The organism is Canibacter zhoujuaniae, from assembly GCF_011752015.1.
Classification (GTDB): domain Bacteria; phylum Actinomycetota; class Actinomycetes; order Actinomycetales; family Microbacteriaceae; genus Canibacter; species Canibacter zhoujuaniae.
Genome location: NZ_JAAIKA010000001.1, coordinates 463581 through 488411, shown reverse-complemented (window position 1 = coordinate 488411; position 24831 = coordinate 463581). Strand labels below are relative to the sequence as shown.

24 protein-coding genes are annotated in these 24831 nt (G+C 53.4%); 20 read left to right on the top strand and 4 right to left on the bottom strand.

The window, feature by feature from the left end; translation table 11 throughout:
- The first annotated feature begins 41 nt into the window (after positions 1-41).
- The 3 genes from HCQ99_RS02260 to HCQ99_RS02250 are packed head-to-tail and all read left to right on the top strand — an operon-like array spanning position 42 to position 3802.
- Positions 42-1085 (top strand): lipid II:glycine glycyltransferase FemX, encoded by a 1044-nt coding sequence (locus tag HCQ99_RS02260; RefSeq protein ID WP_166985132.1) that lies wholly within the window; start codon positions 42-44, stop codon positions 1083-1085.
- 16 nt (positions 1086-1101) lie between these two features.
- Positions 1102-2079, top strand: coding sequence for a 4-hydroxy-tetrahydrodipicolinate synthase (gene dapA / locus HCQ99_RS02255; protein ID WP_166985129.1), 978 nt, complete (start codon positions 1102-1104; stop codon positions 2077-2079).
- A gap of 22 nt (positions 2080-2101) precedes the next feature.
- Positions 2102-3802 (top strand): ribonuclease J, encoded by a 1701-nt coding sequence (locus HCQ99_RS02250; RefSeq protein ID WP_166986489.1) that lies wholly within the window; start codon positions 2102-2104, stop codon positions 3800-3802.
- Between the two features lie 83 nt (positions 3803-3885).
- Here the strand turns inward: HCQ99_RS02250 and HCQ99_RS02245 are convergent, their stop codons facing one another.
- Positions 3886-5049 carry a lipid II:glycine glycyltransferase FemX gene (locus HCQ99_RS02245; RefSeq protein WP_166985125.1) on the bottom strand — a complete coding sequence of 388 codons (1164 nt, stop codon included), beginning with the start codon at positions 5047-5049 and terminating at the stop codon, positions 3886-3888.
- A 55-nt stretch (positions 5050-5104) separates the two neighbouring features.
- Positions 5105-6790 carry a murein biosynthesis integral membrane protein MurJ gene (gene murJ, locus HCQ99_RS02240; RefSeq protein ID WP_166985122.1) on the bottom strand — a complete coding sequence of 562 codons (1686 nt, stop codon included), beginning with the start codon at positions 6788-6790 and terminating at the stop codon, positions 5105-5107.
- Between the two features lie 107 nt (positions 6791-6897).
- On the opposite strand from murJ, the gene HCQ99_RS02235 reads away from it, so the two are divergent.
- From HCQ99_RS02235 to dapF, 10 genes are all read left to right on the top strand, one after another.
- Positions 6898-9741: a DNA translocase FtsK gene (locus HCQ99_RS02235; protein ID WP_166985119.1), complete on the top strand. Its 2844-nt coding sequence runs from the start codon at positions 6898-6900 to the stop codon at positions 9739-9741.
- A gap of 13 nt (positions 9742-9754) precedes the next feature.
- Positions 9755-10327 (top strand): CDP-diacylglycerol--glycerol-3-phosphate 3-phosphatidyltransferase, encoded by a 573-nt coding sequence (gene pgsA / locus HCQ99_RS02230; protein ID WP_166985116.1) that lies wholly within the window; start codon positions 9755-9757, stop codon positions 10325-10327.
- Position 10328: 1 nt separating this feature from the next.
- A complete protein-coding gene (locus tag HCQ99_RS02225) occupies positions 10329-10832 on the top strand; it encodes a CinA family protein (RefSeq protein ID WP_243854478.1) in 504 nt (167 codons plus the stop codon).
- A 129-nt stretch (positions 10833-10961) separates the two neighbouring features.
- Positions 10962-11285 carry a helix-turn-helix domain-containing protein gene (locus HCQ99_RS02220; protein ID WP_166985113.1) on the top strand — a complete coding sequence of 108 codons (324 nt, stop codon included), beginning with the start codon at positions 10962-10964 and terminating at the stop codon, positions 11283-11285.
- 8 nt (positions 11286-11293) lie between these two features.
- Positions 11294-11515 (top strand): DUF3046 domain-containing protein, encoded by a 222-nt coding sequence (locus HCQ99_RS02215; RefSeq protein WP_166985110.1) that lies wholly within the window; start codon positions 11294-11296, stop codon positions 11513-11515.
- A gap of 257 nt (positions 11516-11772) precedes the next feature.
- A complete protein-coding gene (recA, locus tag HCQ99_RS02210; protein WP_166985107.1) occupies positions 11773-12825 on the top strand; it encodes a recombinase RecA in 1053 nt (350 codons plus the stop codon).
- Positions 12826-12854: 29 nt separating this feature from the next.
- Positions 12855-13637, top strand: coding sequence for a regulatory protein RecX (locus tag HCQ99_RS02205; protein ID WP_166985104.1), 783 nt, complete (start codon positions 12855-12857; stop codon positions 13635-13637).
- A gap of 24 nt (positions 13638-13661) precedes the next feature.
- Positions 13662-15209 carry a tRNA (N6-isopentenyl adenosine(37)-C2)-methylthiotransferase MiaB gene (gene miaB / locus HCQ99_RS02200; RefSeq protein ID WP_166985101.1) on the top strand — a complete coding sequence of 516 codons (1548 nt, stop codon included), beginning with the start codon at positions 13662-13664 and terminating at the stop codon, positions 15207-15209.
- A gap of 36 nt (positions 15210-15245) precedes the next feature.
- A complete protein-coding gene (gene miaA, locus HCQ99_RS02195; RefSeq protein ID WP_166985098.1) occupies positions 15246-16223 on the top strand; it encodes a tRNA (adenosine(37)-N6)-dimethylallyltransferase MiaA in 978 nt (325 codons plus the stop codon).
- A 9-nt stretch (positions 16224-16232) separates the two neighbouring features.
- Positions 16233-17120 carry a diaminopimelate epimerase gene (dapF, locus tag HCQ99_RS02190; protein WP_166985095.1) on the top strand — a complete coding sequence of 296 codons (888 nt, stop codon included), beginning with the start codon at positions 16233-16235 and terminating at the stop codon, positions 17118-17120.
- 35 nt (positions 17121-17155) lie between these two features.
- Here the strand turns inward: dapF and HCQ99_RS02185 are convergent, their stop codons facing one another.
- On the bottom strand, positions 17156-17767 hold the full coding sequence (locus HCQ99_RS02185; protein WP_166985092.1) for a class I SAM-dependent methyltransferase: 612 nt from the start codon (positions 17765-17767) through the stop codon (positions 17156-17158).
- A 63-nt stretch (positions 17768-17830) separates the two neighbouring features.
- On the opposite strand from HCQ99_RS02185, the gene hflX reads away from it, so the two are divergent.
- Positions 17831-19360 (top strand): GTPase HflX, encoded by a 1530-nt coding sequence (gene hflX / locus HCQ99_RS02180; protein ID WP_166985089.1) that lies wholly within the window; start codon positions 17831-17833, stop codon positions 19358-19360.
- 63 nt (positions 19361-19423) lie between these two features.
- Here hflX and lexA read toward each other — a convergent pair whose 3' ends face one another.
- Positions 19424-20134, bottom strand: coding sequence for a transcriptional repressor LexA (lexA, locus tag HCQ99_RS02175; RefSeq protein WP_166985086.1), 711 nt, complete (start codon positions 20132-20134; stop codon positions 19424-19426).
- A 210-nt stretch (positions 20135-20344) separates the two neighbouring features.
- On the opposite strand from lexA, the gene HCQ99_RS02170 reads away from it, so the two are divergent.
- From HCQ99_RS02170 to HCQ99_RS02145, 6 genes are read left to right on the top strand one after another with little or no spacing between them, the layout of a single operon-like run.
- Positions 20345-20743, top strand: coding sequence for a hypothetical protein (locus tag HCQ99_RS02170; RefSeq protein WP_166985083.1), 399 nt, complete (start codon positions 20345-20347; stop codon positions 20741-20743).
- Between the two features lie 12 nt (positions 20744-20755).
- Positions 20756-21829: a histidinol-phosphate transaminase gene (locus HCQ99_RS02165; protein WP_166985080.1), complete on the top strand. Its 1074-nt coding sequence runs from the start codon at positions 20756-20758 to the stop codon at positions 21827-21829.
- Positions 21830-21858: 29 nt separating this feature from the next.
- Positions 21859-22467, top strand: a complete 609-nt coding sequence (gene hisB / locus HCQ99_RS02160) for an imidazoleglycerol-phosphate dehydratase HisB (protein WP_166985077.1) — start codon at positions 21859-21861, stop codon at positions 22465-22467.
- 3 nt (positions 22468-22470) lie between these two features.
- Positions 22471-23127, top strand: coding sequence for an imidazole glycerol phosphate synthase subunit HisH (gene hisH / locus HCQ99_RS02155; protein WP_166985074.1), 657 nt, complete (start codon positions 22471-22473; stop codon positions 23125-23127).
- Between the two features lie 40 nt (positions 23128-23167).
- Positions 23168-23905, top strand: coding sequence for a bifunctional 1-(5-phosphoribosyl)-5-((5-phosphoribosylamino)methylideneamino)imidazole-4-carboxamide isomerase/phosphoribosylanthranilate isomerase PriA (gene priA, locus HCQ99_RS02150; protein WP_166985071.1), 738 nt, complete (start codon positions 23168-23170; stop codon positions 23903-23905).
- 1 nt (position 23906) lies between these two features.
- Positions 23907-24830: an SseB family protein gene (locus tag HCQ99_RS02145; RefSeq protein ID WP_166985068.1), complete on the top strand. Its 924-nt coding sequence runs from the start codon at positions 23907-23909 to the stop codon at positions 24828-24830.
- The last annotated feature ends 1 nt before the right edge of the window (position 24831 follow it).

Sequence of the window (24831 nt, the reverse complement as noted above, 5' to 3'; positions counted from 1 at the left end):
AGATCAGCTCCTATACAAGCTCTGCTGGTAGTGTTGAATATATGACTGCCCGGTGGGAAATTAGGAGTGTTAATAGCCGTGAGTATGCAGACTCCGCCGAGAAGGCAGGGCTTAATCTTCCGATAGAGCAAACAGAACACTGGAGTCGTGTTGACGAAATCCAAGCAAATCGGAAACACCTAGGCTACTACTTAGTGTTTTTTGATGGCGATTTGGTAGCGCAGTTTCGGGCGACCAAAATGGACTGGCGTGCAACATTTTTTGTGTGGCTGCGCCACGGCCCGGTTTGGCTTGCGAAGCCGAGCGCGGAGCTTGAAAAAGGCTTTTTAGAAACCCTGCAGCAGTTTGCAAAACAAGAATGGCAGGGAGCGCTGCACTTACGGCTAGATCTGTTCCATCGCGCGGTGCACAACAGTTATATGCCCTATTCGCTATCAACGCACGACCGCACCGTCGTTATTGACACTACTGTTTCTGACAGGGCAGCTGCTGACGAAGTATTGCAGGAAGAAATTATCGCAAAGTTTAAGTCGCGCGGCCGCAAGCAGGCGAGACAGTCATTGCGTGACACAGAGATTGTCTGTGCAGATGAGACGGATGCAGCGTTTAGAGACTTCAGCCCCTACCATCGGGTTCTGGTTGAAACGAGCAACCGTGACGGTTTCACAGCCTGGAGTAGTCAGCACTATCAGGAGATGCTGGAGGCATTGGGGAAAGAAAATGCGCGTCTCTATGCTTCTCGAATTGACGGAGAGCTCACCTCGTGGATGCTCGTGACGCTCAGCGGTAAATACGCCTGCTACTTTTACGGAGCTTCAACAACCGCATCAATGAAGCGCAGCGTCAACGAACGACTGGTTGTGTTTGTGTGTGTTGATATCGCCAAACGAGGGTGCGAAGCTATGGACATGATGGGGATCGGCTCAGAACTGAACCCGTCATTAAACGGTTTAAATGTGTATAAAACAAAGTTTTCTACTGCGGTGGTGGAAGTTGCCCCAACTCAAGATGTGCCGCTTGCAGTATTCCGTTACAGGTTAATGATGGCCGCTCGTGCGACACTGCAGCGGTTAAAGCAACGCTAAACGATAGGCTAGATAGGTGATTAAACAAGAAAACCCCTTTGGGCAGGTATTGGTTGCGCTTGTCACTCCAATGGATAAGGACGGCGAGGTTGACTGGGACGCGACGGAAGCGCATATCGACCGTTGTATTTCTGATGGCGCTGACGGCATCGTCGTGACCGGCACCACAGGCGAGACTTCAACTCTGACCGACCCTGAAAAAATTAAGCTCGTTGAGGTAGCAAAGTCTGTTTCAGCGGGCAGAGCAAAAATAATTACCGGCGGTGGCTCAAACGAGACCGCCCATGCGATCGAGCTCTATCAAGCCAGCGAGAAAGCGGGTGCTGACGGGGTTATGGTTGTGACCCCGTACTACAACAAGCCGACACAGGCCGGACTTTTAACGCACTTCAGAATGGTGGCAGACGCAACCGATTTGCCGGTTCTGCTCTATGACATTCCCGGTCGCACCGGCGTTCCAATTAAATACGAAACTATTTTGCGGTTGGCAAAACACCCAAACATTCTTGGTGTGAAAGACGCTAAAGGCGACTTCAGCGAGGTTAGCCGTGTGCTGAATCAAACTGACCTCCTATACTTCTCAGGAGATGACGCAAACGTTTTGCCGCATCTTGCTATCGGCGCAACCGGTTTGGTCGGTGTGACAGCGAACATTGCCGCCGGGCCGTACCGCACGATTGTTGATGCGGTTAATAGGGGAGATTTGCACGCCGCACGCGAGATGCATAAACAGCTGGAGCCGCTTGTGCGCGCAGTTATGACCCACGTGCCCGGCACTATTTCAGCTAAATACATTTTGCATGGTCTGGGGCGCATCGGTAGCCCGCGCGTGCGTTTGCCGCTAGTCGGCCCAGAAGAGTGGGAGGCAGCGACAATTGAAGATGACTTGGCGCTTGTGAAAAACCTGCCGGGGGTAGATTTCTCAAACTTCCGACCAGATCGCAACGCCGCTGCCGGGGGCGCTCTACCAAAAATCGCCGGCACCACCCGTTAGTTTATTTGCCGTTAAGGGAGCAATTTTGATCGAAATACAGTCACCGCCCAAACTCAAAAAGGGGGCGCTGCGCACCTATCCACTAGGAGGCCTGGGTGAGGTTGGGCGCAACATGACTGTTTATGAATTCGATGGCAAATTGCTTATCGTAGACTGTGGTGTGCTCTTCCCAGAGGTTGAGCAGCCGGGCATCGATCTAATTCTGCCCGACATCACACTACTCGATAATCGACTCCAAGACATCGTTGGGGTGGTGCTCACTCACGGGCATGAGGATCATATCGGCGGCATCCCTTACCTGCTCAAGCGCCGCGCCGATATTCCACTCTACGGCTCGCAGCTGACGCTGGCTTTGGTTGCAGCAAAGTGTAAAGAACACCGTCTGCAACCAAAGTTAAACGTCGTTGCCGAGGGCGATAGGGTTGCAGCTGGCGGCGGTTTCGACCTCGAATTCGTGGCGGTAAATCATTCGATTCCTGACGCGCTCGCTGTCGCTATTCGCACCCCAGCTGGGCTGGTGCTTGCAACCGGCGATTTTAAGATGGATCAGCTGCCGCTCGATGGGCGGATTACCGATCTCAGGGCGTTTGCGAGGCTCGGGGAAGAGGGCGTAGACCTCTTTCAAACCGACAGCACAAATGCTGATATTCCCGGGTTCACGCCGCTCGAAAAAGAAATTGGGCCGGTGCTCGAGAGTGTGATTGCGGGCACTCCTGGAAAAGTTGTTGTGGCGAGTTTCTCAAGTCATGTGCACCGCGTGCAGCAGGTTTTGGAGGCGGCTGCACACAACCAACGCAAGGTTGTTTTGCTTGGCCGCTCAATGCTTAGAAACATGAAGATCGCTGAAGAACTTGGGTACCTAGACGTGCCGCCGGGCGTTTTAGTGACTCTCAAAGATGCCGAGGAAATTCCAGATGAGCATCTCGTATACATGTCTACCGGTTCGCAGGGGGAACCGATGGCGGTGCTCAGCCGGATCGTAAAGGGCAATCACCAGGTTAGTGTCTCACACGGTGACACTGTGATCCTGGCCTCCAGTTTGATACCTGGAAACGAAAACGCAGTGTTCCGAGTGATCGATGGTCTCATGCGACTCGGCGCAAAGGTTGTGCACAAAGGAAACGCCCGTGTGCATGTTTCTGGCCACGCTGCGGCGGGGGAGCTGCTTTACTGCTACAACATTGTGCAACCAAAAAACGTGATGCCCATACACGGTGAATATCGCCATCTTGTTGCAAACGCAGCACTCGCGATTGAAACCGGCGTGCCAACCACGCGCACTCTGATCTGTCAGAACGGAACCGTTGTTGACCTGCAAGACGGCAGGGCTAAAATTACGGGTCAGCTGGAGGTTGGATCCCTCTACGTAGACGGTCAGACGGTTGGTAAGGTAACCGACGATGATCTGCACGAGCGGCGTGTGCTAGGGACCGAAGGATTCGTCTCGATTATCACCGTCGTGTCTAAAAAGACAGGGCAGATAGTCTCAGGCCCGGATATTCACACCAAGGGAATGGCAGAAGACGATAGCGAATTTGACGTTATCAAACCAAAGATAGTTAACGGCATACAGGATGCCTTCCAAGCGGCAAAGCGCGATGGTGCAGCCGCGCCAGACAGGCAGAAACTGCAGCAGGTTGTGCGCCGTATCGTTGGCCGGTGGGTGGGAACCAAACTGCGCCGCCGGGCGATGATCGTGCCGGTCGTTGTGGAGGTTGACTAAGAAAACCTCTGCGCTACTAACTGAGTGAGAGTTTAATAAAATACCGGGCAGAAGATTTCTGCCCGGTATTGTTTTTACAGCCCTTAAATCATTTGTGAATCTTTATATTTTCGCGCATGCAAGCGAGAAGCAATGCCAGCGCCGACCCTGCTCCACAGCTTGTATTTCTTTTCGTTGAAGATCAGTTCAACGCGACCAACAAGAGTGCTGCGCCGTTTACTAAAAGACAGCTTAAAACGCCCAAGCGAGTAGTTAATGTGGTCGGTGTCACTCTGTGCGGTGACTGGGGCCACACCGAACATATTGTAAGAAGTTGCGCCTAGTTTCTGCATTTCGAGCATGATTCGCCAATGCAGATAGTTTGCAGAGCCAGCAGACTGCAGAGCGCGATCCGATCCGCCATCTTTGTAGGTTGCGTTTTTGCCTGTTAACACAACGAATGCGAGCACAGAAATTTCACCTTTATCAACGGCAGCGTAGAAGCGCCCACGACCCTGGTCAGCAAAACCCCTCCAATAGCTTTCAAGATAGGCGCGCGGCCGAATAACAAGATCGGTGCGGCCACCACCCACCTTGTGCATGAGCTCCCACATCTTATCGAACGTCTCTTGCGTGGCCGGCAACTCCCTAAACTCGACCCCTTCACGCTCCCCACGACGCACCATATTGCGACACTTCTTATCGAATGACGCGAGGAGCTCATCCGCTGTCTGATCGAGGTCAATCACAGCGGTGATAGCGTCCATGCGGCCACGCTTCAGATCTGTCACGGGCACCGATAGTCGGCTTTTAATAGTGTCAAGAGCCTCTTTTTCAGGAATTAAAGATGCAAAACTCGGTGGGAGAGTGTGGCGCCCTGCGACAGTATCTGGATCATCGGCCGGAATGACGGGCAGAGTTGGCTCAGCGCTCACCGCAAAAACAGTCGGCTCATGTGTTTTAACGTATTCTTCAAGCGCCTTTAACCCCGCACCAACCTCTGCTGCATCTTGCAGAGCCGGCGCGGTTGGAAGATACCAAAACTTCCCCAGAAGGGGAATCCGGCGTTCAAGCACAAGACCAGCAAACGCGGGTTTGCCGTCCGTTTCCCAGATAAGAAAGCGAGGGTGCCAACCGTACTGTGATTTCACTTTTGCAAAAACTCTGGAGTTGCTGAATTCGCCGCCGAGAGGATTCTGCTCGCTTAACTCATCCCAGTTTTCTTGCTCGGCACGCGAGGCTGCACGCACTGTGTAGACGGATGTCATGAATATTCCTTAAGTCGCTGTTCTGTCACCCAAAGCCTAATTTGTTGTAACTGGTTTACGGACGTGACTGTCGGTGTGTGAGTTTTTTGCGCAGCGCAAGTGTAGCGGAATGTCCGCTGATGAGGAGGAACAAGACGTAAAGCGCAAGCGTCAGTATGCCAACTACGACACAGATCAAAATTGAGCCGACGAAATTTATTTCTGTCCCGATAACGTTGGGGAGCGCTAACGGCGTTATCAGAGGATCTAACTGCAGGGTGATTCCGAGCACGGAGACGGAATCGGGGATCACATAACGCGCCATCAGAAGCAGCGCTAATAATATTGCTGCAGCAGTTGCAAACAGTGCACGCAAACTGTCTTTTAGAGTCTCAGCGTCGAGCACAGCGCCGATATGCCGCTTTAGCGTTAAGTGAGTTAGCGTATAGAAGAGAATATAGCCGAATGATACTGCAAGACAGGCGAGCCAGGCTGCGTCAGCAGTTTCAAAAGCGAAGGTAAAGCTGACAAGAATAATAATTACGCTTGTGTGCAAAACATTTAATAAGAAGGGGGTTTTTGTGTTGCTCCGCGCGAAGAAGCCGCGATTTAACACGAACACCAGACTGTACGGCAGCTGACTGATTGACAGAGCGAGTAAAACTATCGCAACCGATCCGACCACAGCAGAGTCAGCTGTGGGCTGCAGCACTCGTGAAATAGGGAATGAGAGCAGCGCAAAAATTGCGATGATTGGGGCGGTTATAAGCACTGTTAACGAGAACGCTCGGCGCAGTTGCATCCGATAACCGTGTTCATCACCGTTCTGCACCTTTTCACTCATCGAAGTGAAGGAAGCCATAACTAGCGAGACAACAATTGTGGCGTGTGGCAGGCTGAGAATCAGTGTGGCAAGCTCTACCGCCGCAAGACCAGCCTCTCCAGACTGCGCACGGTTCATCGCAATGCCCTGATAGATACCGGTTATCTGAGTGGCAACCATTGAAGCCAGCGTCCATGATGCAACACGGCCAATCTCACCGAGACCAAAGCCACGCCATTTAAAGTCGAGCTGCATTTTTATACCAGCCCGTTTAAACGCAAACAGCAGCACAATCGCCTGGGCTGCAACACCGAGGCTTGCCGCGCCCGCAATCAAAAACTGCGGCGCAAAATCAGTGCTCCCAAACACCCGTTCACCGTTTGGATCGGCGCCAAAGAAATAGATGAAAAGCAGCAGTGCGCTAATGTGAATCACATTGTTTAAAACAGGAGCCCAAGTGTACGGCCCAAAAACGCTCTTTGCGTTAAGCACCTCACCGGCAACCGTATAGAGCACAAAAAAGAGCACCTGTGGAGCCAGCCACAGTGCAAAGGCGAGCGCGAGACCGCGATGCTCGGCAGACCAGTCCGGTGTTAAAAGACGCACAATGAGCGGTGAGATGAGGGCGGTTAAGAGAGTAAGCGCTGATCCGACAACAAGTGAGAGCGTAATTAGCTTCTGAATATAGGCCTGACCGCGATCCTTTGCGAGCGCCGCCTTCGTTATCTGCGGCACCAGCACAGCGGTTAGGGCGCCGGTTATCACCAGTGAATAAACCAGACCGGGAATGCGTGTTGCAGCAGAGTAGGAGTTCGCGACAAAACCGAGCGAACCGATCGCGTAGACGAGCAGCATCTGCCGCATAAGCCCTAAGACTCGTGACGTAAGAGTGCCAGCTGCGATGAGAGCGCTAGAGCGACCGAAACCTTGTTTTGCCATCAATACCAAGAATAGCCGCAAGCTCTTGCTCTTCGAGAGCCAAAGAAAAAGGGGCGCGCCGCCTAGGCACAGATAAAGTTATTTACCGCTCGTTTAGATTAGTAGCTATGAGTTCGTCTAGTTCTAAGCGCGGGAATACGCGGAAAACCGGGGGTGCTAGGAGCACCTCCACCGCTCGCACCCGAAAGCTTCCGGAAACCGCAGCTAAGGAGGTTGCAAAACCTGAAAAAAACGCTTTGGTTACCGTCTGGACGGCTTCCGCCCACGGTGCCGGGGCGCTGGCGCGTGCCTTTCGCCTAGAAAAGATGGATCCGGCAGATAGGCGAGACGGATTTCCGTTTGCTTTGCTGCTGTTGGGTGTTGTTGGAATTGCGCTTGAGTGGTTTTTAGCGGGCAATCAAACCGCTCAAGTGATCAGCGATTGGACCCTTGGCGGCATGTTTGGGCAGCTTGTATTTGGCTTGCCGCTCTTAATGATCGCCTTTGCGTTGTGGCTTTTTAACAACCCGTCAACAGTGCACGATAATCGCCGCATCGCTGTTGGCCTGACGCTACTCGTGTTAAGCGCCTCTGGTATCGCCCACGCGCTCGCCACAGTACGGCCGCAGCCGGCTGAGGGCCTGCCCGCACTCGCTGCTGCTGGCGGCTTGTTGGGCTGGTTGTTGGGTGAACCGTTGGCGTTGGTGCACAAATGGTTTGCTGTGCCGGTGCTAGCGCTGCTTGTGGTGCTCAGTCTCCTGATCATCACCAAGACTCCGCCAACGCGAATTGGTCGGCGTCTTATTGAAGTCTGGGACTGGCTGTTGGGTGAGCCGCGCGAAGCTGAGGTACAAAAAGACCAGTCTGGTGGGGGCAGCCCAGACACCGCGGTGATGCCACCGCACTTCGCTGAGCAGCAGGAACTTGAAGGGCAGACACTTGCTGCAGCGCAAGAGGCAAAACCGAAGCGGCGGCGCAAGAAAAACGAAACAGTTCTTTTTGACGTTGAGAGTTTTGAACCGCAGGAGCCGCGCATTCCAACCGACAAACTGCCGTGGTGGCGCAAACCAAATTCTGAGGGTGCGGGACTCACCGAAAACTTTGTGGATCCGCACGAGTTGTTGGACGGCGGAAACCCCGAATCTGGTGTGCACGGTGAGGTTGCTTTTGAAAGCGCGTTAGAGGGTGAGCCCACTGTGTCACAGCGGCACACCGCTGATGTGATTGCTGAGCTTGAGGCAGCGGAACAGATGCTGCGCGATACCGGTAATATGGGGCATCGGTCGAGCGGCCTGTACGCCGATGAAGAAAGTGATAACGCAGAGTCGGCAACTGTGGAAACACCGGCGGGGCCGCAGGATCGTCCGTTTTCGTTTAATCCGCCAGAGGCCGCAAGCGATGAGCAGCGATACGTGCTGCCGAGTGTGCAAACGCTAAACCGCGGCGAAGCACCAAAGACAGACTCAGCTGCCAACAGTGAGATTATTGCCGCAATTGATAGAGTATTTGCGTCGTTTAAGGTCGATGCGAAGGTCGTGGGTTTTTCTCGCGGCCCGACGGTTACCCAGTATGAGGTAGAGGTCGGCGCTGGGACAAAGGTTGAACGCGTAACTGCGCTCGCAAAGAACATCTCATATGAGGTTGCCTCGAATGAGGTTAGTATTCTGTCGCCGATCCCGGGCAAAAAAGCTATCGGCATTGAAATTCCCAATCGCGACCGTGAAAATGTGGTGCTCGGCGACGTGCTGCGCTCTCCGAAGGCCGCTTCGTCAACCCACCCGCTCACTATCGGTGTTGGTAAAGACGTTGAGGGCGGTTTTGTTGTCGCCAATCTCGCAAAAATGCCGCACCTCTTAGTTGCCGGTTCAACCGGGTCTGGTAAATCAAGCTTTATCAATTCGATGATTACAAGCCTGCTTGTGCGCTCGACCCCCGAAGAAGTGCGCATGGTGCTCGTTGATCCAAAGCGCGTGGAACTTAGCAACTATCAAGGGGTGCCGCACCTAATAACCCCAATCATCACCAACCCGAAGAAAGCTGCAGAAGCTCTGCAGTGGGTTGTGAAAGAGATGGATATGCGTTACGACGATCTTGAAAGCTTTGGCTTCAAGCACGTCGACGACTTCAACAAAGCTGTGCGCGATGGCTCGATTCGGCTGCCAGAGGGAAGTAAGCGGGTTTTGAAACCGTACCCTTACTTACTGACTGTGGTAGATGAGCTTGCGGATCTGATGCTGGTTGCGCCCCGCGACGTTGAAGAATCCATCGTCAGAATCACACAGCTAGCGCGCGCCGCTGGGATCCATCTTGTGCTTGCAACGCAGCGACCATCCGTCGATGTGGTAACCGGCCTAATTAAGGCAAACGTGCCGAGCAGGCTCGCCTTCGCTGTTGCTTCTGCAACCGATTCGCGAGTTATTCTGGACCAAACAGGTGCAGAAAAACTAATCGGTCAGGGTGATGGTTTGTTCTTACCGATGGGCGCAGGGCATCCGGTGCGTGTGCAGGGTGCCTGGGTGACTGAAAGCGAAATTCGCAGTGTTGTGGAGCACGTGAAGTCGCAAGCACGCCCTGAGTACCGCAAAGATGTTGAACAGGTTGTTGCGAAGAAAGAGATCGACGCCGACATCGGTGACGACCTTGAGGTGCTACTGGCAGCTATTGAGCTGGTTGTTAACAGCCAGCTTGGTTCCACTTCAATGCTGCAGCGTAAACTACGCGTTGGTTTCGCTAAAGCGGGTCGCATCATGGACCTAATGGAATCGCGTGAAATTGTTGGCCCCTCGCAGGGCTCGAAACCGCGTGATGTGCTCGTAACTCCCGACCAATTGGAAGAAATTTTGGCGCGAGTTAGCGGTCAGGAACCGCCTACACGAGCAGATCATTCTGAAAACACAGATTTTGCAGAGACAAATTCAGATGCAGAATCGGAAGACGCTTGGCAGCTAACCGGGCGTGACGATAGATTCTGAGGTGGTGAGAGCGGTGACTACCAAACAGCCAAACCTTAACCTTCCGAACACAATAACCGTGCTCCGTATTTTTGCGACACCTATTGTGCTGTGGCTGCTGCTGACTGACAGGGGTGAACTCGGGCCGGAACGCTGGTGGGGTGCAATACTGTTCATAATTTTTATGGCGAGCGACGCATTCGACGGCTACTGGGCGCGTTCGCGTGGATTGGTCACCGACCTGGGCAAGCTTCTAGATCCGATCGCCGATAAGGTGCTGACCGGTGGTGCCTTGGTTGTGCTCTCAATCTTGGGGGAATTACCCTGGTGGGTGACAATTGTTGTGTTAATCCGTGAGATCGGGATCACGATTCACCGTTTACTAGCCGCGCATACAGTAGTTCTTGCAGCGGCATGGTTGGGTAAGGTTAAGACTGTGCTGCAGTCGATAGCGATCCCTCTTGCAATTGTGCCGCACTGGATCTGGACGGGTGAGCCCGGGATTTGGGTAAACACACTAATTATGAGTGCCGCAGTTGTTATGACTATTGTCAGCGGTATTGACTACATAGTGAAACTACCCGCTGCAAAGAAGAAGGCAGAGTAACTTGGCCCTGTCTTCTGAGCTGACATCTCTTGCTGCGGAAGTGGTTAAGAGGCTAGCGGAAAAGGGTGAACGCGTTGCGGTGGCTGAATCGTTGACGGGCGGACTGTTAGCGGCAACATTGGTTTCTGTGCCGGGCGCCTCAAAGGTGTTTGTTGGCGGGGCGGTGACATACGCCACGGAAGTAAAACACGCTCTGCTCGGAGTGTCATCGGATGTGTTAGGCACATACGGCCCGGTGTGTGCTGACGTGGCAGAACAAATGGCCAGCGCTGTGCGTGAAAAGCTTGGGGTGACAGCTGACTACGGTGTTTCCACAACGGGGGTAGCAGGCCCCGATCCAGATGCCTTTTCTGGAATCGAGGCGGGCGTTTTCTACATCGCTTGCGCGACTGGTCGGGGTGTTTTAGCAGAGCGTCATAAAGTTGCAGGGGATCGTGAAACGGTGCGAAAATCGGCAGTGACGGCCGCTCTACATTTGCTTCTTAACCAGATTGCGGCGGCGTAACTGTTTTCAGCGGTTTGTGAACTTGAGTGGATTATTATCAAATTCATAAGCTTGTGGGAATAATTATCGTCCCCCGTTGTTGTAGGTTTTAAGTCCTGAATTAAACGAAGTTTAAGAGAAGAGGTCAAGATGGTATTGCTGCGAGAGCAACTTGGCGATGTTTTGCGTGATTTCCGCACCCAGCAGAACCAGACTCTTCGAGCTGTGTCTGGCGAGGCGCGTGTTGCTCCCGGGTATCTGAGCGAAATTGAACGCGGTCAAAAAGAGGTTTCCAGTGAAATACTGCTTGCTGTTTCGACCGCGCTGCAGGTTCCGCTGTCGGTGATCCTCAATGAGGTGAGCGAGCGGGTGGCGATGCGTGAGCAGTTGAATTCCGGAGTGTCTCCGATAATTCCAGATACTGTGCCTGCCGATTTGCTCAAAAAGTATCATGGCTCTGAATTAATCGGTTAGCGGCGCAATTGAAAGCTAGTGAGTTTCGGCGCGCTGTAGAGGAAGAGTTTGGTGTTAGCTACAGCTCTGTGCTGATACGCGATCATTGGCTTGTTGCGCTTGGTGGAACTGCGCAGGAAGCTCTCGAAGCCGGAGTTCCGGCAAAAACTGTGTGGCTCGCGCTCTGTGATGATTTTGCAATTCCTGAAGATCGTCGGCACGGGCGTGGGCTGATTGATCCGCAGAAATAACAGTTTCAGACGTAACCTAAACTTTCTCGGCGCGCCAAAATCGAATAAATGTTCGATATTGGGTATGTTTGTAACAGCACAGCTGCTGAGATAGTTCTCCACAGATCTAATAAGGCCACTATAAAGTCATATACCTCTGGGGTAGCTTCAAAGTAACTGGCTACTTGCCTTGTCTGCGCTAATTAATTTTGGCGTCGAGACAGTCTGTAGGCGGCAACCCAGGTGCGCTACTGCCACCGCGACTTGATGGAGGAAAAATGGCCGATAAAACTAAAATAAATTCACTCGAAACTGCGCTTGCTCAGATTGACAAGCAGTTTGGCAAAGGCGCAATTATGCGCATGGGTCAGATTGAGCGTGAAGCGGTGGAGGTGATCCCAACCGGGTCGGTAACGCTTGATGTCGCGCTCGGCATTGGTGGTTTGCCGCGTGGGCGCATTATTGAGATTTTTGGGCCTGAATCCTCTGGTAAAACAACCCTGACTTTGCACGCTATCGCCAATGTGCAGGCTGCTGGTGGAATTGCAGCATTTATTGACGCAGAGCACGCCTTAGACCCCGTTTACGCACAGAAACTCGGGGTGAATATTGATGAGCTGCTTGTGTCGCAGCCCGACAACGGCGAGCAGGCGCTAGAAATCGCAGATATGCTGATTCGCTCTGGCTCTGTCGACTTGATTGTTATCGACTCTGTTGCCGCACTGGTGCCCGCTGCTGAAATCAAGGGTGAGATGGGTGACTCACACGTTGGTCTCCAAGCCCGGCTTATGTCGCAGGCGCTGCGTAAGATTACTGGTGGCCTGCACAACACAAACACAACAGCTATTTTCATTAACCAGCTGCGTGAGAAGGTTGGTGTGATGTTTGGCAGTCCGGAAACCACCGCGGGCGGAAAGGCGTTGAAATTCTATGCCTCAGTGCGGCTTGACATTCGCCGTGTGCAAACCATTAAAGAAGGCAGTGATGCCGTCGGCAACCGCACTAAGGTTAAGGTCGTTAAGAACAAGATGGCGCCGCCGTTTAAGATCGCAGAGTTTGACATCCTCTATGGTGAGGGCATCTCTCGGGAAGGATCACTTATCGACCTGGGTGTCGAGAACAATATCATCAAAAAGAGCGGTGCTTGGTTTACCTATGATGGTGATCAGCTCGGGCAGGGCATGGAAAAAGCTCGCCGCTTTTTGAAGGAGAACCCAGAGGTTGCTGCCGAGATTGAGCAGAAAATTTTGATTAAGCTCGGAGTGATTGAAGATCCGGCTGCGCAGAATCAAGAGGCAGCTGAAGGATCCGCAGAGGTCAAATCAGCGTAATGCCGGTTAGGTTCGAAGATGATGATGCTATGGCGGATAACTCCGCCATAGCATCTGGAATTGAAACTGCAAACGCTTGGACAGCGCGGCGTGCCAGGTCGCAGCAGGGTGCAAAAGTCACCGATATTAGTGCATGGCGGGCGCGTGCTGAAAACGAGCAAACCGCCGAAAAAACTCAAGACAATAAACCCCGCAGCTCAAAAGACACAGTCATCGCCTCGCTTCAAAAACAACTAAAAACGCTAGACAAGCCTTCGCAGCCGCTTCCACCTGCGGAGCGTGTGCGAAATGAGCAGATCATAGATGAGCAGAATCTTATCTCGGTAGATTTTGGTGATCGGGCTACTCGTGAGGCCGCAAAAGATGCTGCAATTAAGTTGTTAGCCAGAAAACAACTGTCTGTTAAAGAGCTCGAAAATGAGTTGCAAAAACAGGAGTTCAACCACACACTGTGCGCTGAGGTAGCCGCTGAATGCGAAGCTGAAATGCTGATCGATGAGCTGGCACTCGCCAGAGCGATCGTAGAGAACAATCGCGGCCGCAAAGGTAAAAGTGCGCAGCAGATTAAACAGAAATTAGTGCAGAGACGACTCAGCGAGAGTGCGATAGCAGCAGCACTTGCAGAAATCGACGAAGCAGAAGAAAAGCAGCTAATTTGCGACACAGCGTTCGACAGAGCGCAGCGCTTAAATGATCTAGACTTTGCGACAGCAGAACGCAGACTTCTAGCTTTTCTAGCAAGACGCGGCTGGAGCGGTTATGAGACACGCGAAATAGCCCGTGAGGCATTGCGTGCCGCGGGCATTGATTAATGGGGTTTATTAGGATAGGTAGTTATGACCATCGACCTCAACAAGCCATTAAAGATTGATCTGTCACCGGCAGCATTGCGTGCAGATGGTAGCCCACGCACATATGAGGTGACCACATACGGTTGTCAAATGAATGTGCACGATTCAGAGCGGCTCTCAGGAGCGCTGGAGGCAGCCGGATACATTAAGAATCCCGCTGGTGAACAGGCTGATGTGGTGGTCATCAACACCTGTGCGGTGCGTGAAAATGCTGATAATCGTCTTTATGGCAACCTCGGAATTCTTGCGAGTAAGAAACGACAGCATGAGGGTATGCAGATTGCGGTCGGTGGCTGTCTAGCGCAGAAAGATCAGGGCACAATCTTAAAGAAAGCACCCTGGGTTGATGTTGTGTTTGGAACGCATAACATGGGTTCACTGCCTGTGTTGCTTGAGCGTGCATGGCACAATAAAGAAGCTGAAATCGAGATTCTTGAATCACTTGAAACTTTTCCCTCGACACTCCCCACCAAGCGTGATTCGGCTTCAAGCGGCTGGGTGTCTATTTCAGTAGGTTGTAACAACACCTGCACCTTTTGTATTGTGCCGAGCCTGCGCGGCAAAGAAAATGATCGCCGCCCGGGCGATATTTTGAAAGAAGTGCAGGCACTGGTTGATGACGGCGCGATCGAAGTAACTCTGCTCGGGCAGAACGTCAACAGCTACGGAGTTTCTTTCGGAGACCGGCAGGCTTTTAGCAAGTTGCTGCGCACCATGGGCACGATTGAGGGCTTAGAGCGCGTCCGGTTTACCAGCCCGCACCCGGCGGCATTCACCGATGATGTTATTGACGCTATGGCAGAAACCCCCAACATAATGCCGCAGCTGCATATGCCTTTGCAGTCTGGATCAGACCGCGTGTTGCGGGCGATGCGCCGCTCATACCGCAGCAAGAAATTCTTAGGCATCTTAGAAAAAGTGCGCACCAAAATTCCGCACGCCGCAATCACAACCGACATCATCGTCGGGTTTCCCGGTGAGACAGAAGAAGATTTTCAGGAGACCATGCGTGTTGTTGAGCAGGCACGGTTCCAAAGTGCCTTCACTTTCCAATACTCCATCAGGCCCGGCACACCAGCAGCAACAATGGAGAATCAAATACCAAAAGAGGTTGTGCAGGAACGGTATGAGAGGCTGGTTGCCCTGCAAGACCGGATCGCTTTTGAAGAAAACCAAAAACTTGTTGGAACTCCTGTTGAGGTTCTCGTAACTGCCAGCGAAGGCAGAAAATCTGCAGAGACCAACCGTCTCGCTGGTCGCGCAAGAGACAATAGACTCGTGCACTTCGTTGTGCCAGAGGGAGCCGACGCACCCAGGCCTGGTGATATTGTGAACACAACCGTCACCTCGGCGGCGCCATTCTTCCTAATAGCGGATGATTACGAGAACTACAGGCTGCGTCGCACCCGCTCAGGTGACGCATGGGATCGCAGCCAAGCTGAGACCTGTGGGGCACCAACACCGGGGGCTGCCGGCGGGCGTGGTGGTGCGGTGAATCTCGGTATGCCAACAATTGGTGTGCGCAGAGCCTAAGCTGCTGCACGGGAACACGGTAGATTTTAGGGCCTAATGTCGCATCTTAAAGGTCTAACCGCGATAGCGCCGCCGGTTGTCGCAGTTTTCGGCGCAACCGCAACCGGAAAAAGCGCGCTGGCCGTTAACCTTGCCTGCAAGCTACGTGCGCTGGGCTCTCCTGCCGAGGTTATAGGTGCCGACGCAATGCAGCTCTATCGGGGGATGGATATCGGCACTGCAAAACTTACAGCGGAAGAGATGCGGGGTGTACCACACCATCAAATTGACGTTCTCGATCCGCGTGAGGAAGCGAGCGTTTTCGCCTATAAGAATCAAGTAGCAGAATTGATTAGCAAGCAGCGTGCAAGCGGTATCGTGCCGATAGTAGCCGGCGGCTCCGGGCTCTACGTAAATGCTGCGCTTTATGACTTAGAGTTTGCGCCGCACAGCAGCAGTGTCAGAGAAGAATTAGAAACCTACTACGCTGAAAAAGGCTTACAAGAACTGCAGCGGCTGATAGAGCGCGAAGATCCAGAGGCTGCAAAGGGCGTTGACCTGCGCAATCCACGCCGTATTATCCGTGCCTTAGAGATAAAAAGAATCACCGGCAAAAGCGCCATAACATCCCTCCCAGAAGCGCCGAAACTCAAGCATCCGACACTTTTGGTGCACACCGTAGAGGATCGTGCAACACTGGTTAACCGGATAGATACCCGGGTTGAGGCGATGTGGGCGGACGGCATAATCGATGAGGTAAAACGCCTTGAAAAGTTGGGCATCAGAGAGGGTAAAACCGCAAGCCAGGCGATCGGCTATGCGCAGGCGCTGCAGCAGCTTGACGGTGAAATTATCGAGGCTGCTGCAATCGCTGAAACCCAGCTTCTGACACGACGCTACGCACGCCGCCAGGTGAGCTGGTTTAAACGCTTAGCTCTGCAAAAAGAGGTGAGCAGCGCAGACTCGAGAAGCGAACTGGCGCAAACCGCCCTGCTCGCAGACATTCTTAAAATTTGGCGTGAGTCTGCAAGCTAGGATTTAAACATGTCCATCACTCTCCAGTTTGCGAAAGCTCACGGCACCGGTAACGACTTTGTGCTTTACACCGATGCCGACGGGGCAAATCAGCTCTCCCCAGAACAGATCGCGTTCCTATGCGACCGCCGGTTTGGTGTCGGCGGTGATGGGCTCATTCGTGCTGTGCGCACACGCAATCTTCCTGAAGCAAAAGAACTAGCGGCAGCTCACCCAGAAGCCGAGTGGTTTATGGACTACTACAACGCTGATGGTTCTACAGCGCAAATGTGCGGCAACGGTGTGCGCGCTTATGTGCACTATCTTCTGACCGAGGGCCTGATAGATCCGGAACGTCGGGAAACTATAGCTATTGGAACTCGCGCAGGGGTAAAGGATGTTCTCGTCGGTCGCGGTGGCTACAGCGTCGACCTTGGTCGTTGGCGGTTGGATGGCAGTGCAGAAGTGACCACGCAGTGTGAGACGGTCGCCCGCCCTACGCTCGGCATTAATCTTGGCAATCCGCATGCGGTTGCTGCGGTTCCCGACAAAAATGTTTTAAACAGTCTCGACCTCACTAAAGCACCTGCGCTTAATCCAGCTCCGGCAGAGGGAGCAAACGTTGAATTTGTTGCCCCAGACGAGCAACTTATTAAAGATGGGGTTGGCCAGATCTCTATGAGAGTTTTTGAGCGTGGTGTCGGCGAAACTCTTTCTTGTGGCACCGGCGCCGTTGCAGCGGCGCTCGCCTTTCGACAGTGGGGTGGCAGCGAAATGCCGAATAATTGGCGTGTCGGTGTGCCTGGCGGCGTGCTGGCCGTGCGCATGTTCCCGACTGAAGAGGGAGAACACGTCTCGCTGAGCGGGCCTGCAGAGATTGTTTACAGAGGAGAAATCACACTCCCAGCAGCAGTCTAAGAGGATCAACTGCTGCTGTTCTTACTGTTTTTATGTCAGGCTGTGCGTGTTACAGCGATAACATGGAAGCCTTTGTCGCGAGCAAACCGTGACACAGTGTGGGTGCTAGCAAATTCAGTTGCAAGCCACTTTTCAAACGACAGCGCCCCAAGATTCTTAGCGACAACCAGGTAGGCGATTCCGCCAACGACAAGACGCGGTAGATAAGTGCGCATCAAACTGTGTAGCACCTCTTTGCCAACCCGAATCGGTGGGTTAGAACGAATTTCATCAAACATTACGTCTTGCGGAAGCTGATCCGCCCGGAGAGCACGGACATGATCGAGAGCGAGTTTTTCAGCATTGCGCGCTGTGAGCTCTAGCGCCCGCTCGTTGACATCGAGCGCAAACACATCAAGCTCTGGGGAGTTGAGCGCCGCATCCAGCGAGATTGCGCCCCACCCGCAGCCGATATCCAACAAGTTTCCGGCACCCGGTGGCGCGGGCACAGACCGCAGCAGCACCGCTGTGCCGCGATCCAAACCATCGTGGCTGAAGACGCCGCGCGCAGAGAGCACTTCATGCTCGCGGCCGCCAAGCGCAACCGAGATGGGGTAGGGCGTAAACTCGCCTCCCGGCGTTGCAGAAAAATAATGCTCGCTCACCATATGAGTATCGCACTAATCGATCCGGTATTCCTAGTCAGGTGTATAGCGTAAGATTTAGGGAAGATGGACACTGAAAAATTCAACGCTGAAGATGATTTCTCGCAATCTGATGATGTGATCAAGCGGATCCTTTCGCGCTCTCAAAACAGCGCGCATGTGATTCGCGATGGTCGCGCCCAAGCATTAGGTGACGAAAGTTTTGATGCGCTCACAGATGCAGATATTGACATCGCGCTTGAGCGTGAAGAGCGTGCCGGTATGCGGCGCGTTTCGGGTCTATCAACTCAGCTGGACGATATTACCGAGGTGGAGTATCGCGATCTGCAGCTTGAGAACGTGGTTTTGGTTGGGGTTTATTCACAGGGGAGTCTTGCTGATGCAGAAAACTCTCTTCGCGAGCTTGCAGCACTTGCCGAAACTGCTGGCGCCAAGGTGCTTGAGGGGCTTTTGCAGCGCCGGCCGCATCCGGATCCTGCGACATACCTCGGGAAGGGAAAGGCGCAGGAGCTGAGAGAGCTTGTTGCCGAGCTGCGTGCCGATACTGTGATTGCCGACTCTGAGTTGGCTCCGAGTCAGCGTCGTGCGCTTGAAGATGTTGTGAAAGTGAAGGTTATCGACCGCACAGCTGTGATCCTTGATATTTTTTCGCAGCACGCGAAGAGCCGTGAGGGCAAAGCGCAGGTGGAGCTTGCGCAGCTTGAATATCTGTTGCCGCGATTGCGTGGCTGGGGTGAGTCGATGTCGCGGCAGGCTGGCGGTCAGGTTGGTGCTGGCGGTGCGGGTATGGGTTCTCGCGGTCCGGGCGAAACTAAAATTGAGCTTGATCGCCGCCGTATTAATACCCGCATGGCGAAGTTGCGGCGTGAAATTGCGCAGATGGCACCCGCGCGCCAGACTAAGCGTGCCACGCGCAGACGGGGTGATGTTCCCACAGTGGCTATTGCGGGATACACGAACGCTGGTAAGTCGAGTCTGTTGAACCGTCTCACCGGCGCCGGTGCGCTGGTGCAAAACCAGTTGTTTGCAACTCTTGATACGACTGTGCGCCAGGCTACCGCTGCAGACGGCCGCAATTTCACCTACGTCGACACGGTTGGATTCGTGCGCTCTCTGCCGCATCAGTTGGTCGAGGCTTTTCGGTCGACCTTTGAAGAGGTCTCTGAGGCGGATGTGATTTTGCACGTGGTTGATGCTTCACACCCCGATCCCGCATCTCAATTAAAGGTTGTGCGTGAGGTGATCGGTGAGGTTGATGCGGCTGATATTCCAGAGATTGTGGCTTTTAATAAGGCTGATCTGATAGATGATAATCAACGCTTAGTGCTGTTGGGCTTAGCTCCCCGAGCAATTTTTGTTTCTGCAAAAACCGGTGCTGGTGTAGATGAGTTGCGTGCTGCTGTGGATGCAACCCTGCCCAGACCAGCGCACGAGGTTGTTGCGGTAATTCCATACGAGCACGGCGAAGTGGTCTCAGAACTCCACGAACGTAACCGGGTGATTTCGCTTGATTATGTTGAAAATGGAACTCGTGTGCGCGCACAGGTATCTGATGAAATGTATGCGAGGCTGCAGCCCTACCTAATCGATGGTTAAAAGGCTTGCGGATCAGCTAGCGCAAAAAATTTAACAGGGGATTGCTGCTGCTCTTGCCTGTCGTTACACCGCGCGGAACACAGCAATCACCTTGCCGAGAATTTGGGCGGTATCTCCCAGAATCGGCTCGTAGGCAGAGTTTTGTGGCAGCAGCCAAAGGTGGCCGTCACGGCGTCGGAAAGTTTTGACCGTAGCCTCGCCATCAAGCATTGCCGCGACTATTTCACCATTTTGGGCATCAGCCTGCTCGCGGATCACTACATAATCACCATTGCAGATTGCCGCGTCGATCATTGAATCGCCAACGACTCGCAGCATGAAGATGTTGCCCTCACCAACAAGAGACTTTGGCAGCGGCATGGTGTCTTCGACCTGTTCTTCGGCGGTGATCGGCACACCCGCAGCGATTTGCCCAAGCAGTGGCACCATAGTGAACGATTCACGCAGTAAAGCGACTGAAGTCTGTTCATTGTGCGCGGGGTCAACGGTGGGGCGCTGCTGTGGTTTGGTGGTGAGATTGCTTGTAGTGTCAGCGGTAGCTTCTGTGTCAATGATTTCGAGGGCGCGGCTGCGGCCCTGCGCACGACGAATGTAGCCACCGACTTCAAGCACTTTGATCTGATGTGAGACGCTCGCTAGCGAGTTTAGATCGCAATGAATGCCGATCTCACGCAGTGAGGGAGCGTAACCGTGCGCGCCAACATATTCAGTTATGTAGTCGAGCACCGCTTGGGTGCGTTTTTTGAGCGGCTTATTCTCGTCAGACTGGCGCATTCTCGGTGCTCCTGAATTTAAGGGCGTTATAAAGTCATACACCCTCATGATTAGCTGGTTGTTAATTAACACCGTAGGCGCAAACACTTGATTTTACAAGTCAAAACGCCTCGTTATAGAAACTTTATTCCAAAAATTTGTTCTAATAAAGTTTTCGGAATAAACTGAACATATGTTCCGAACAAATGTTCGGCAATTGGAGGGTTAAAAATGAGCAACACAATTTACAACACCACTGTTCAAGACTCTCAGTCCACGCACTTGAGACTCACGCGCAGAGGTAAGGCTGTGTTTTCTGCATTCGGCCTTGGTGCACTGCTAGCCGGCGGTTTATTTATTTCTGCTATCAACTCAACGGCCGCTGAGGCGACCGCCGAAGTGTCGGGGGCTGAGTTCGGTTATGTTGTTCCAATGCCGGGGGAGTCACTGTGGCAGATTGCTGCTGAGATTGCACCAAAAGCAGACCCGCGTGACACTGTTGCCGACATTGTCGCTTTGAACCAACTACCATCGTCTGCAGTGCAGGCGTATGAGCCGGTTGCAGTGCCGCTTGAGTTTAATGATGCTGAGCGTGTTTTTAGTGCCGCTGAGGTTGGGATTCTCGACTGATAGCATCTTAATATGACAGATCTGCAAGACTTGCCGCTGCGTGATAGCCTCCGCGGGCAGACTCCTTACGGTGCTCCACAGCTTGATGTTCCGATTGCGCTCAACGTAAACGAGAACACGCACGGGGTGCATCCGGAGGTGCAGAAGCAGATTCTTGCTGCGCTGTCTGACGAGCTTAGCGGCCTCAATCGTTATCCCGACCGTGAGTTTAGGCCGCTGCGCGAAGCACTTGCAGACTATTTAGGTGATGGTCTGAGCGCAGATAATATTTGGGCAGCTAACGGTTCTAACGAAGTGCTGCAGCATATTCTGCAGGCCTTTGCTGGTCCCGGCCGCTCAGTTCTGAGTTTCGGGCCGACCTATTCTATGTATCCGCTGCTCGCAGCAGGCACCGACTCTGAATATATTGAAATCCCTCGCGAAGAAGGTTTTCTGCTCAGCCCAGAGTTTGTGGCTGCCAAGATTGCTCAGCACAAGCCGGACGTGGTTCTGCTGTGCGGCCCAAATAACCCAACCGGCACAACGCTGTCGCGCGAAGCGATTATTGCAGCATATGATGCCTTTGATGGAGTGCTCGTAATTGACGAGGCATACCATGAGTTTGAGACAGATCTCCCAAGCGCAACCACTCTGCTTAACGGCCGCCCACGGTTGGCGGTGTCGCGCACGACGAGCAAAGCTTTTGCCTTTGCTGGTGTGCGGCTCGGGTATTTAGCGGCCGATCCTGCTTTTATCGATGCTTTGCGATTGGTGCGCCTGCCGTATCACCTCTCTGCATTGACGCAGGCGGCAGCGCTAACAGCGGTGCGCAACGCACCTCTCATGCTTGAAGCAGTGGCAGAGATCCGTGCGCAGCGTGCGTTAGTCGTTGCCGAGCTGCAGAGTTTGGGGTTGCGACCGTGGCAGTCGGGCGCAAACTTTTTGCTCATTGACGGCTTCGATAACCCGTCCGCTGTCTTTGACGCGCTCCTCGACCGAGGCATTCTGGTGCGTAAAGTTGCAATACCCGGGCACTTACGTCTCACAATAGGCACCGCAGCTGAGAATAAAGCGGTGCTGGCAGCGCTTCGCGATATTCTTAAATGAGACACATCAGGTGATATAGAAAGAACGTCATGGTTGCAACTGCACGGCAGATCACTAAGTCCCGTAAGACCAGTGAGTCGCAGATTTCCTTAGACCTAAATCTCGACGGCTCAGGTCTGGCTGACATCGATACCGGAGTGCCTTTTTTTGATCACATGCTTGATGCCTTTGCTAGGCACTCGTTAATCGACCTGCGTGTTCGTGCGTCGGGAGACACACACATTGACGTGCATCACACAGTTGAAGACACCGGAATTCTCTTAGGCCAGGCAATTCTCGAAGCGCTCGGTGATAAGACCGGTATCTCCCGCTACGGTGACGCTCTAGTGCCACTTGATGAGGCACTCGCGCAGGCGGTTGTTGATATTTCTGGTCGCCCATACCTCGTGCATACAGGCGAGCCAGAGGGCTTTGAATACCACCTTATTGGAGGACACTTCACCGGCTCGATGGTGCGGCATTTCTTTGAAGCACTCACTTTCAATGCGCGTCTAACCGTGCATCTGCGGCTGCTAAACGGTCGGGATCCGCACCACATTGCTGAGGCCGAGTTCAAAGCATTTGCCAGAGCTTTCCGCACCGCAAAGACGATTGATCCGAATATTAAGGGTGTTCCTTCAACTAAGGGCGTTCTCTAGCGTATGAACAGCCCGGTGGTTGCGGTTCTCGCATACGGATCAGGCAATGTGCACAGCGCAGTAAAAGCGCTGCAGGCAGCTGGCGCAGAGGTTAGGCTGACCGCTGATCCAAAATTTATTGCGACAGCAGATGGTTTGTTTGTTCCCGGTGTTGGGGCGTTTGACGCTGTAATGCAGCAGCTGACCGCGGTAAACGGTGTTGCAGCTATCAACGAACGCCTCGCAGACGGTAAACCCGTTATGGGCATCTGCGTGGGGCAGCAAATACTATTTGAATCAGGCACTGAGCGGCAGGTGCATTCCGCTGGTCTCGGCATCCTGTCCGGCAGCGTTGCAGCATTGCCGGCAAAAACACTGCCGCACATGGGGTGGAACACCGTCGCAGTCGATCCGCGTTCAACGCTGTTTGCAGGCCTTGCAGACGAAGCTTTTTACTTCGTGCACAGCAACGCAGTAAGCAGCTACGAGAACGGTGGGGTAAGAGCTCTGTCTCCCGCTCTCGCGGGTGAAGAGGTGCTGCTAACAACAGCCGAACATGAAGGAGCGAAATTTATCGCCGCTGTTGAGTGCGGGCCATTGAGCGCAACCCAGTTTCACCCTGAAAAATCAGGCTCTGCCGGGCTGAAGCTGCTGTCAAACTGGATAAACTCGCTTAGGTAGCTCATTTAAAAATACGCCACTCACACACGTCAGGAATCTTATGACCGAAAACAACGCCAAGCTTGAACTTCTGCCCGCTGTCGATGTACGCGAGGGGCAGGCCGTCAGACTCGTGCAGGGAGCAGCCGACGCGGTTACCGGCTATGGTAGCCCTGTTGATGCGGCACTGGATTGGGTTAATGCCGGCGCTGAGTGGATTCACCTGGTTGATCTAGACGCAGCTTTTGGTACCGGTAGCAACACCGAAGTGTTGCGTGAAGTGATGGCGGCTACCGGTGATGTAAAGATCGAGCTTTCGGGTGGTATCCGCGACGATGAGAGTCTGCAGCGGGCTCTTAAACTAGGCGCTACCCGTGTGAACCTCGGCACCGCTGCGCTCGAAAATCCCGACTGGACTGCGAAGGTTATTTCAGAATACGGCGAGAAAATAGCCGTCGGGTTAGATGTGCGTGGTGACACCCTTGCCGCTCGTGGCTGGGTAAAAGAGGGCGGAAACCTCTGGGAGGTGCTGGATCGTCTCGAAGCTGCCGGCTGTGCTCGGTATATTGTGACCGATGTTGCAAAAGATGGCACTCTTGCCGGCCCAAATCTTAATCTGCTGCAGCGCGTGTTAGAGCGCACTAACAAGCCCGTTGTTGCTTCGGGCGGGGTTGCTGAGCTTGCAGATATCGAAGCTCTGCGCACACTTGTTCCGCTCGGTCTGGAGGGCGCAATTGTGGGTAAAGCACTCTACGCCGGTAAGTTCACACTCGAAGAGGCTCTTGCAGTAGCTTCATAACATGGCAATCAAAAAACTTCCGTCAACCGGTGATCGGCCGCAACACACGCCGACTCCAACCGGTCTGCCCCAGGGGCAGACCGCGGGGGGAAGTGGTGACTCGGCGGGTTTCCCTTGGGCGGGGCGCAGCTTCGACCACCACGGCACAGCTTTTGCTAACGACGACGGCCAGACCCCTGCAGAGTATGCCGGTGCCAGAGAGCGCTTTATTGCACGAGTTGCTGGCTATACGGACGCTGTCGCCGCTGCTGATCCGACACTCGTAGCGCAGGCTCTCACGCGATTAGCGGAAGCTGAGAGAAAGCTGCTTGCAGAGTTTGCAAAAATTCGGGTTTTGATTCCACTCGTTGCTGAGGGAGGTGACTTTGGTGTCACCGACTCCGGGAAAATTGTCGAAAAAACCCAAGAGCTTTCTATTGTGACGGTAGCCGCGCCCGACGGCCGCACCGCAATGCCTGTTTTCACCTCAACAGAAACTATGCGCGCCTGGGATGGCACGGCAAGACCCATTCCAGTGCCGGTGCCGCAGGCGGTTATCGCAGCCGCTCAAGAGGAGACACCCTTAATCGTTATTGACCCTGCAAGCTCTGCTACGCGAGTGGGGGTTAGAGCTCCACGGTTTGAAGAGATCGCCAGCGGAAAGGTCTTACTTCCTGGCTGGGCTGATAATCAGTTTGCGAAAACGGTGCAAGAATTTGCAACCAGCGCAGATAAGCGGGTCAGATTCGCGACTTTGATGCCATTAGATCCGCGTTTGGATCTCACCAATGTTGAGGCTGAACTCGTGCTTGGGATTGCGCCGGGTCACTCGCGTGAAGCAGTGCAGAGTATCGCTGCAAACATTAGTGCGGCATGGGAGTCAAACACTGTGCTTTCGAAGCGAATTGATAGTGTAAGGCTTAAATTTGTGCCTGCCGGTAACTAGC

Bases quoted from the DNA above. Each gene is read 5' to 3' on its own strand.
- HCQ99_RS02260 (WP_166985132.1), top strand. From the start codon at position 42: ATGACTGCCCGGTGGGAAATTAGGAGTGTTAATAGCCGTGAGTATGCA.
- HCQ99_RS02245 (WP_166985125.1), bottom strand. From the start codon at position 5,049: ATGACATCCGTCTACACAGTGCGTGCAGCCTCGCGTGCCGAGCAAGAA.
- murJ (WP_166985122.1), bottom strand. From the start codon at position 6,790: ATGGCAAAACAAGGTTTCGGTCGCTCTAGCGCTCTCATCGCAGCTGGC.
- HCQ99_RS02235 (WP_166985119.1), top strand. From the start codon at position 6,898: ATGAGTTCGTCTAGTTCTAAGCGCGGGAATACGCGGAAAACCGGGGGT.
- HCQ99_RS02220 (WP_166985113.1), top strand. From the start codon at position 10,962: ATGGTATTGCTGCGAGAGCAACTTGGCGATGTTTTGCGTGATTTCCGC.
- recA (WP_166985107.1), top strand. From the start codon at position 11,773: ATGGCCGATAAAACTAAAATAAATTCACTCGAAACTGCGCTTGCTCAG.
- HCQ99_RS02205 (WP_166985104.1), top strand. From the start codon at position 12,855: ATGGCGGATAACTCCGCCATAGCATCTGGAATTGAAACTGCAAACGCT.
- miaB (WP_166985101.1), top strand. From the start codon at position 13,662: ATGACCATCGACCTCAACAAGCCATTAAAGATTGATCTGTCACCGGCA.
- miaA (WP_166985098.1), top strand. From the start codon at position 15,246: ATGTCGCATCTTAAAGGTCTAACCGCGATAGCGCCGCCGGTTGTCGCA.
- dapF (WP_166985095.1), top strand. From the start codon at position 16,233: ATGTCCATCACTCTCCAGTTTGCGAAAGCTCACGGCACCGGTAACGAC.
- HCQ99_RS02185 (WP_166985092.1), bottom strand. From the start codon at position 17,767: ATGGTGAGCGAGCATTATTTTTCTGCAACGCCGGGAGGCGAGTTTACG.
- hflX (WP_166985089.1), top strand. From the start codon at position 17,831: ATGGACACTGAAAAATTCAACGCTGAAGATGATTTCTCGCAATCTGAT.
- lexA (WP_166985086.1), bottom strand. From the start codon at position 20,134: ATGCGCCAGTCTGACGAGAATAAGCCGCTCAAAAAACGCACCCAAGCG.
- HCQ99_RS02170 (WP_166985083.1), top strand. From the start codon at position 20,345: ATGAGCAACACAATTTACAACACCACTGTTCAAGACTCTCAGTCCACG.
- HCQ99_RS02165 (WP_166985080.1), top strand. From the start codon at position 20,756: ATGACAGATCTGCAAGACTTGCCGCTGCGTGATAGCCTCCGCGGGCAG.
- hisB (WP_166985077.1), top strand. From the start codon at position 21,859: ATGGTTGCAACTGCACGGCAGATCACTAAGTCCCGTAAGACCAGTGAG.
- hisH (WP_166985074.1), top strand. From the start codon at position 22,471: ATGAACAGCCCGGTGGTTGCGGTTCTCGCATACGGATCAGGCAATGTG.
- priA (WP_166985071.1), top strand. From the start codon at position 23,168: ATGACCGAAAACAACGCCAAGCTTGAACTTCTGCCCGCTGTCGATGTA.
- HCQ99_RS02145 (WP_166985068.1), top strand. From the start codon at position 23,907: ATGGCAATCAAAAAACTTCCGTCAACCGGTGATCGGCCGCAACACACG.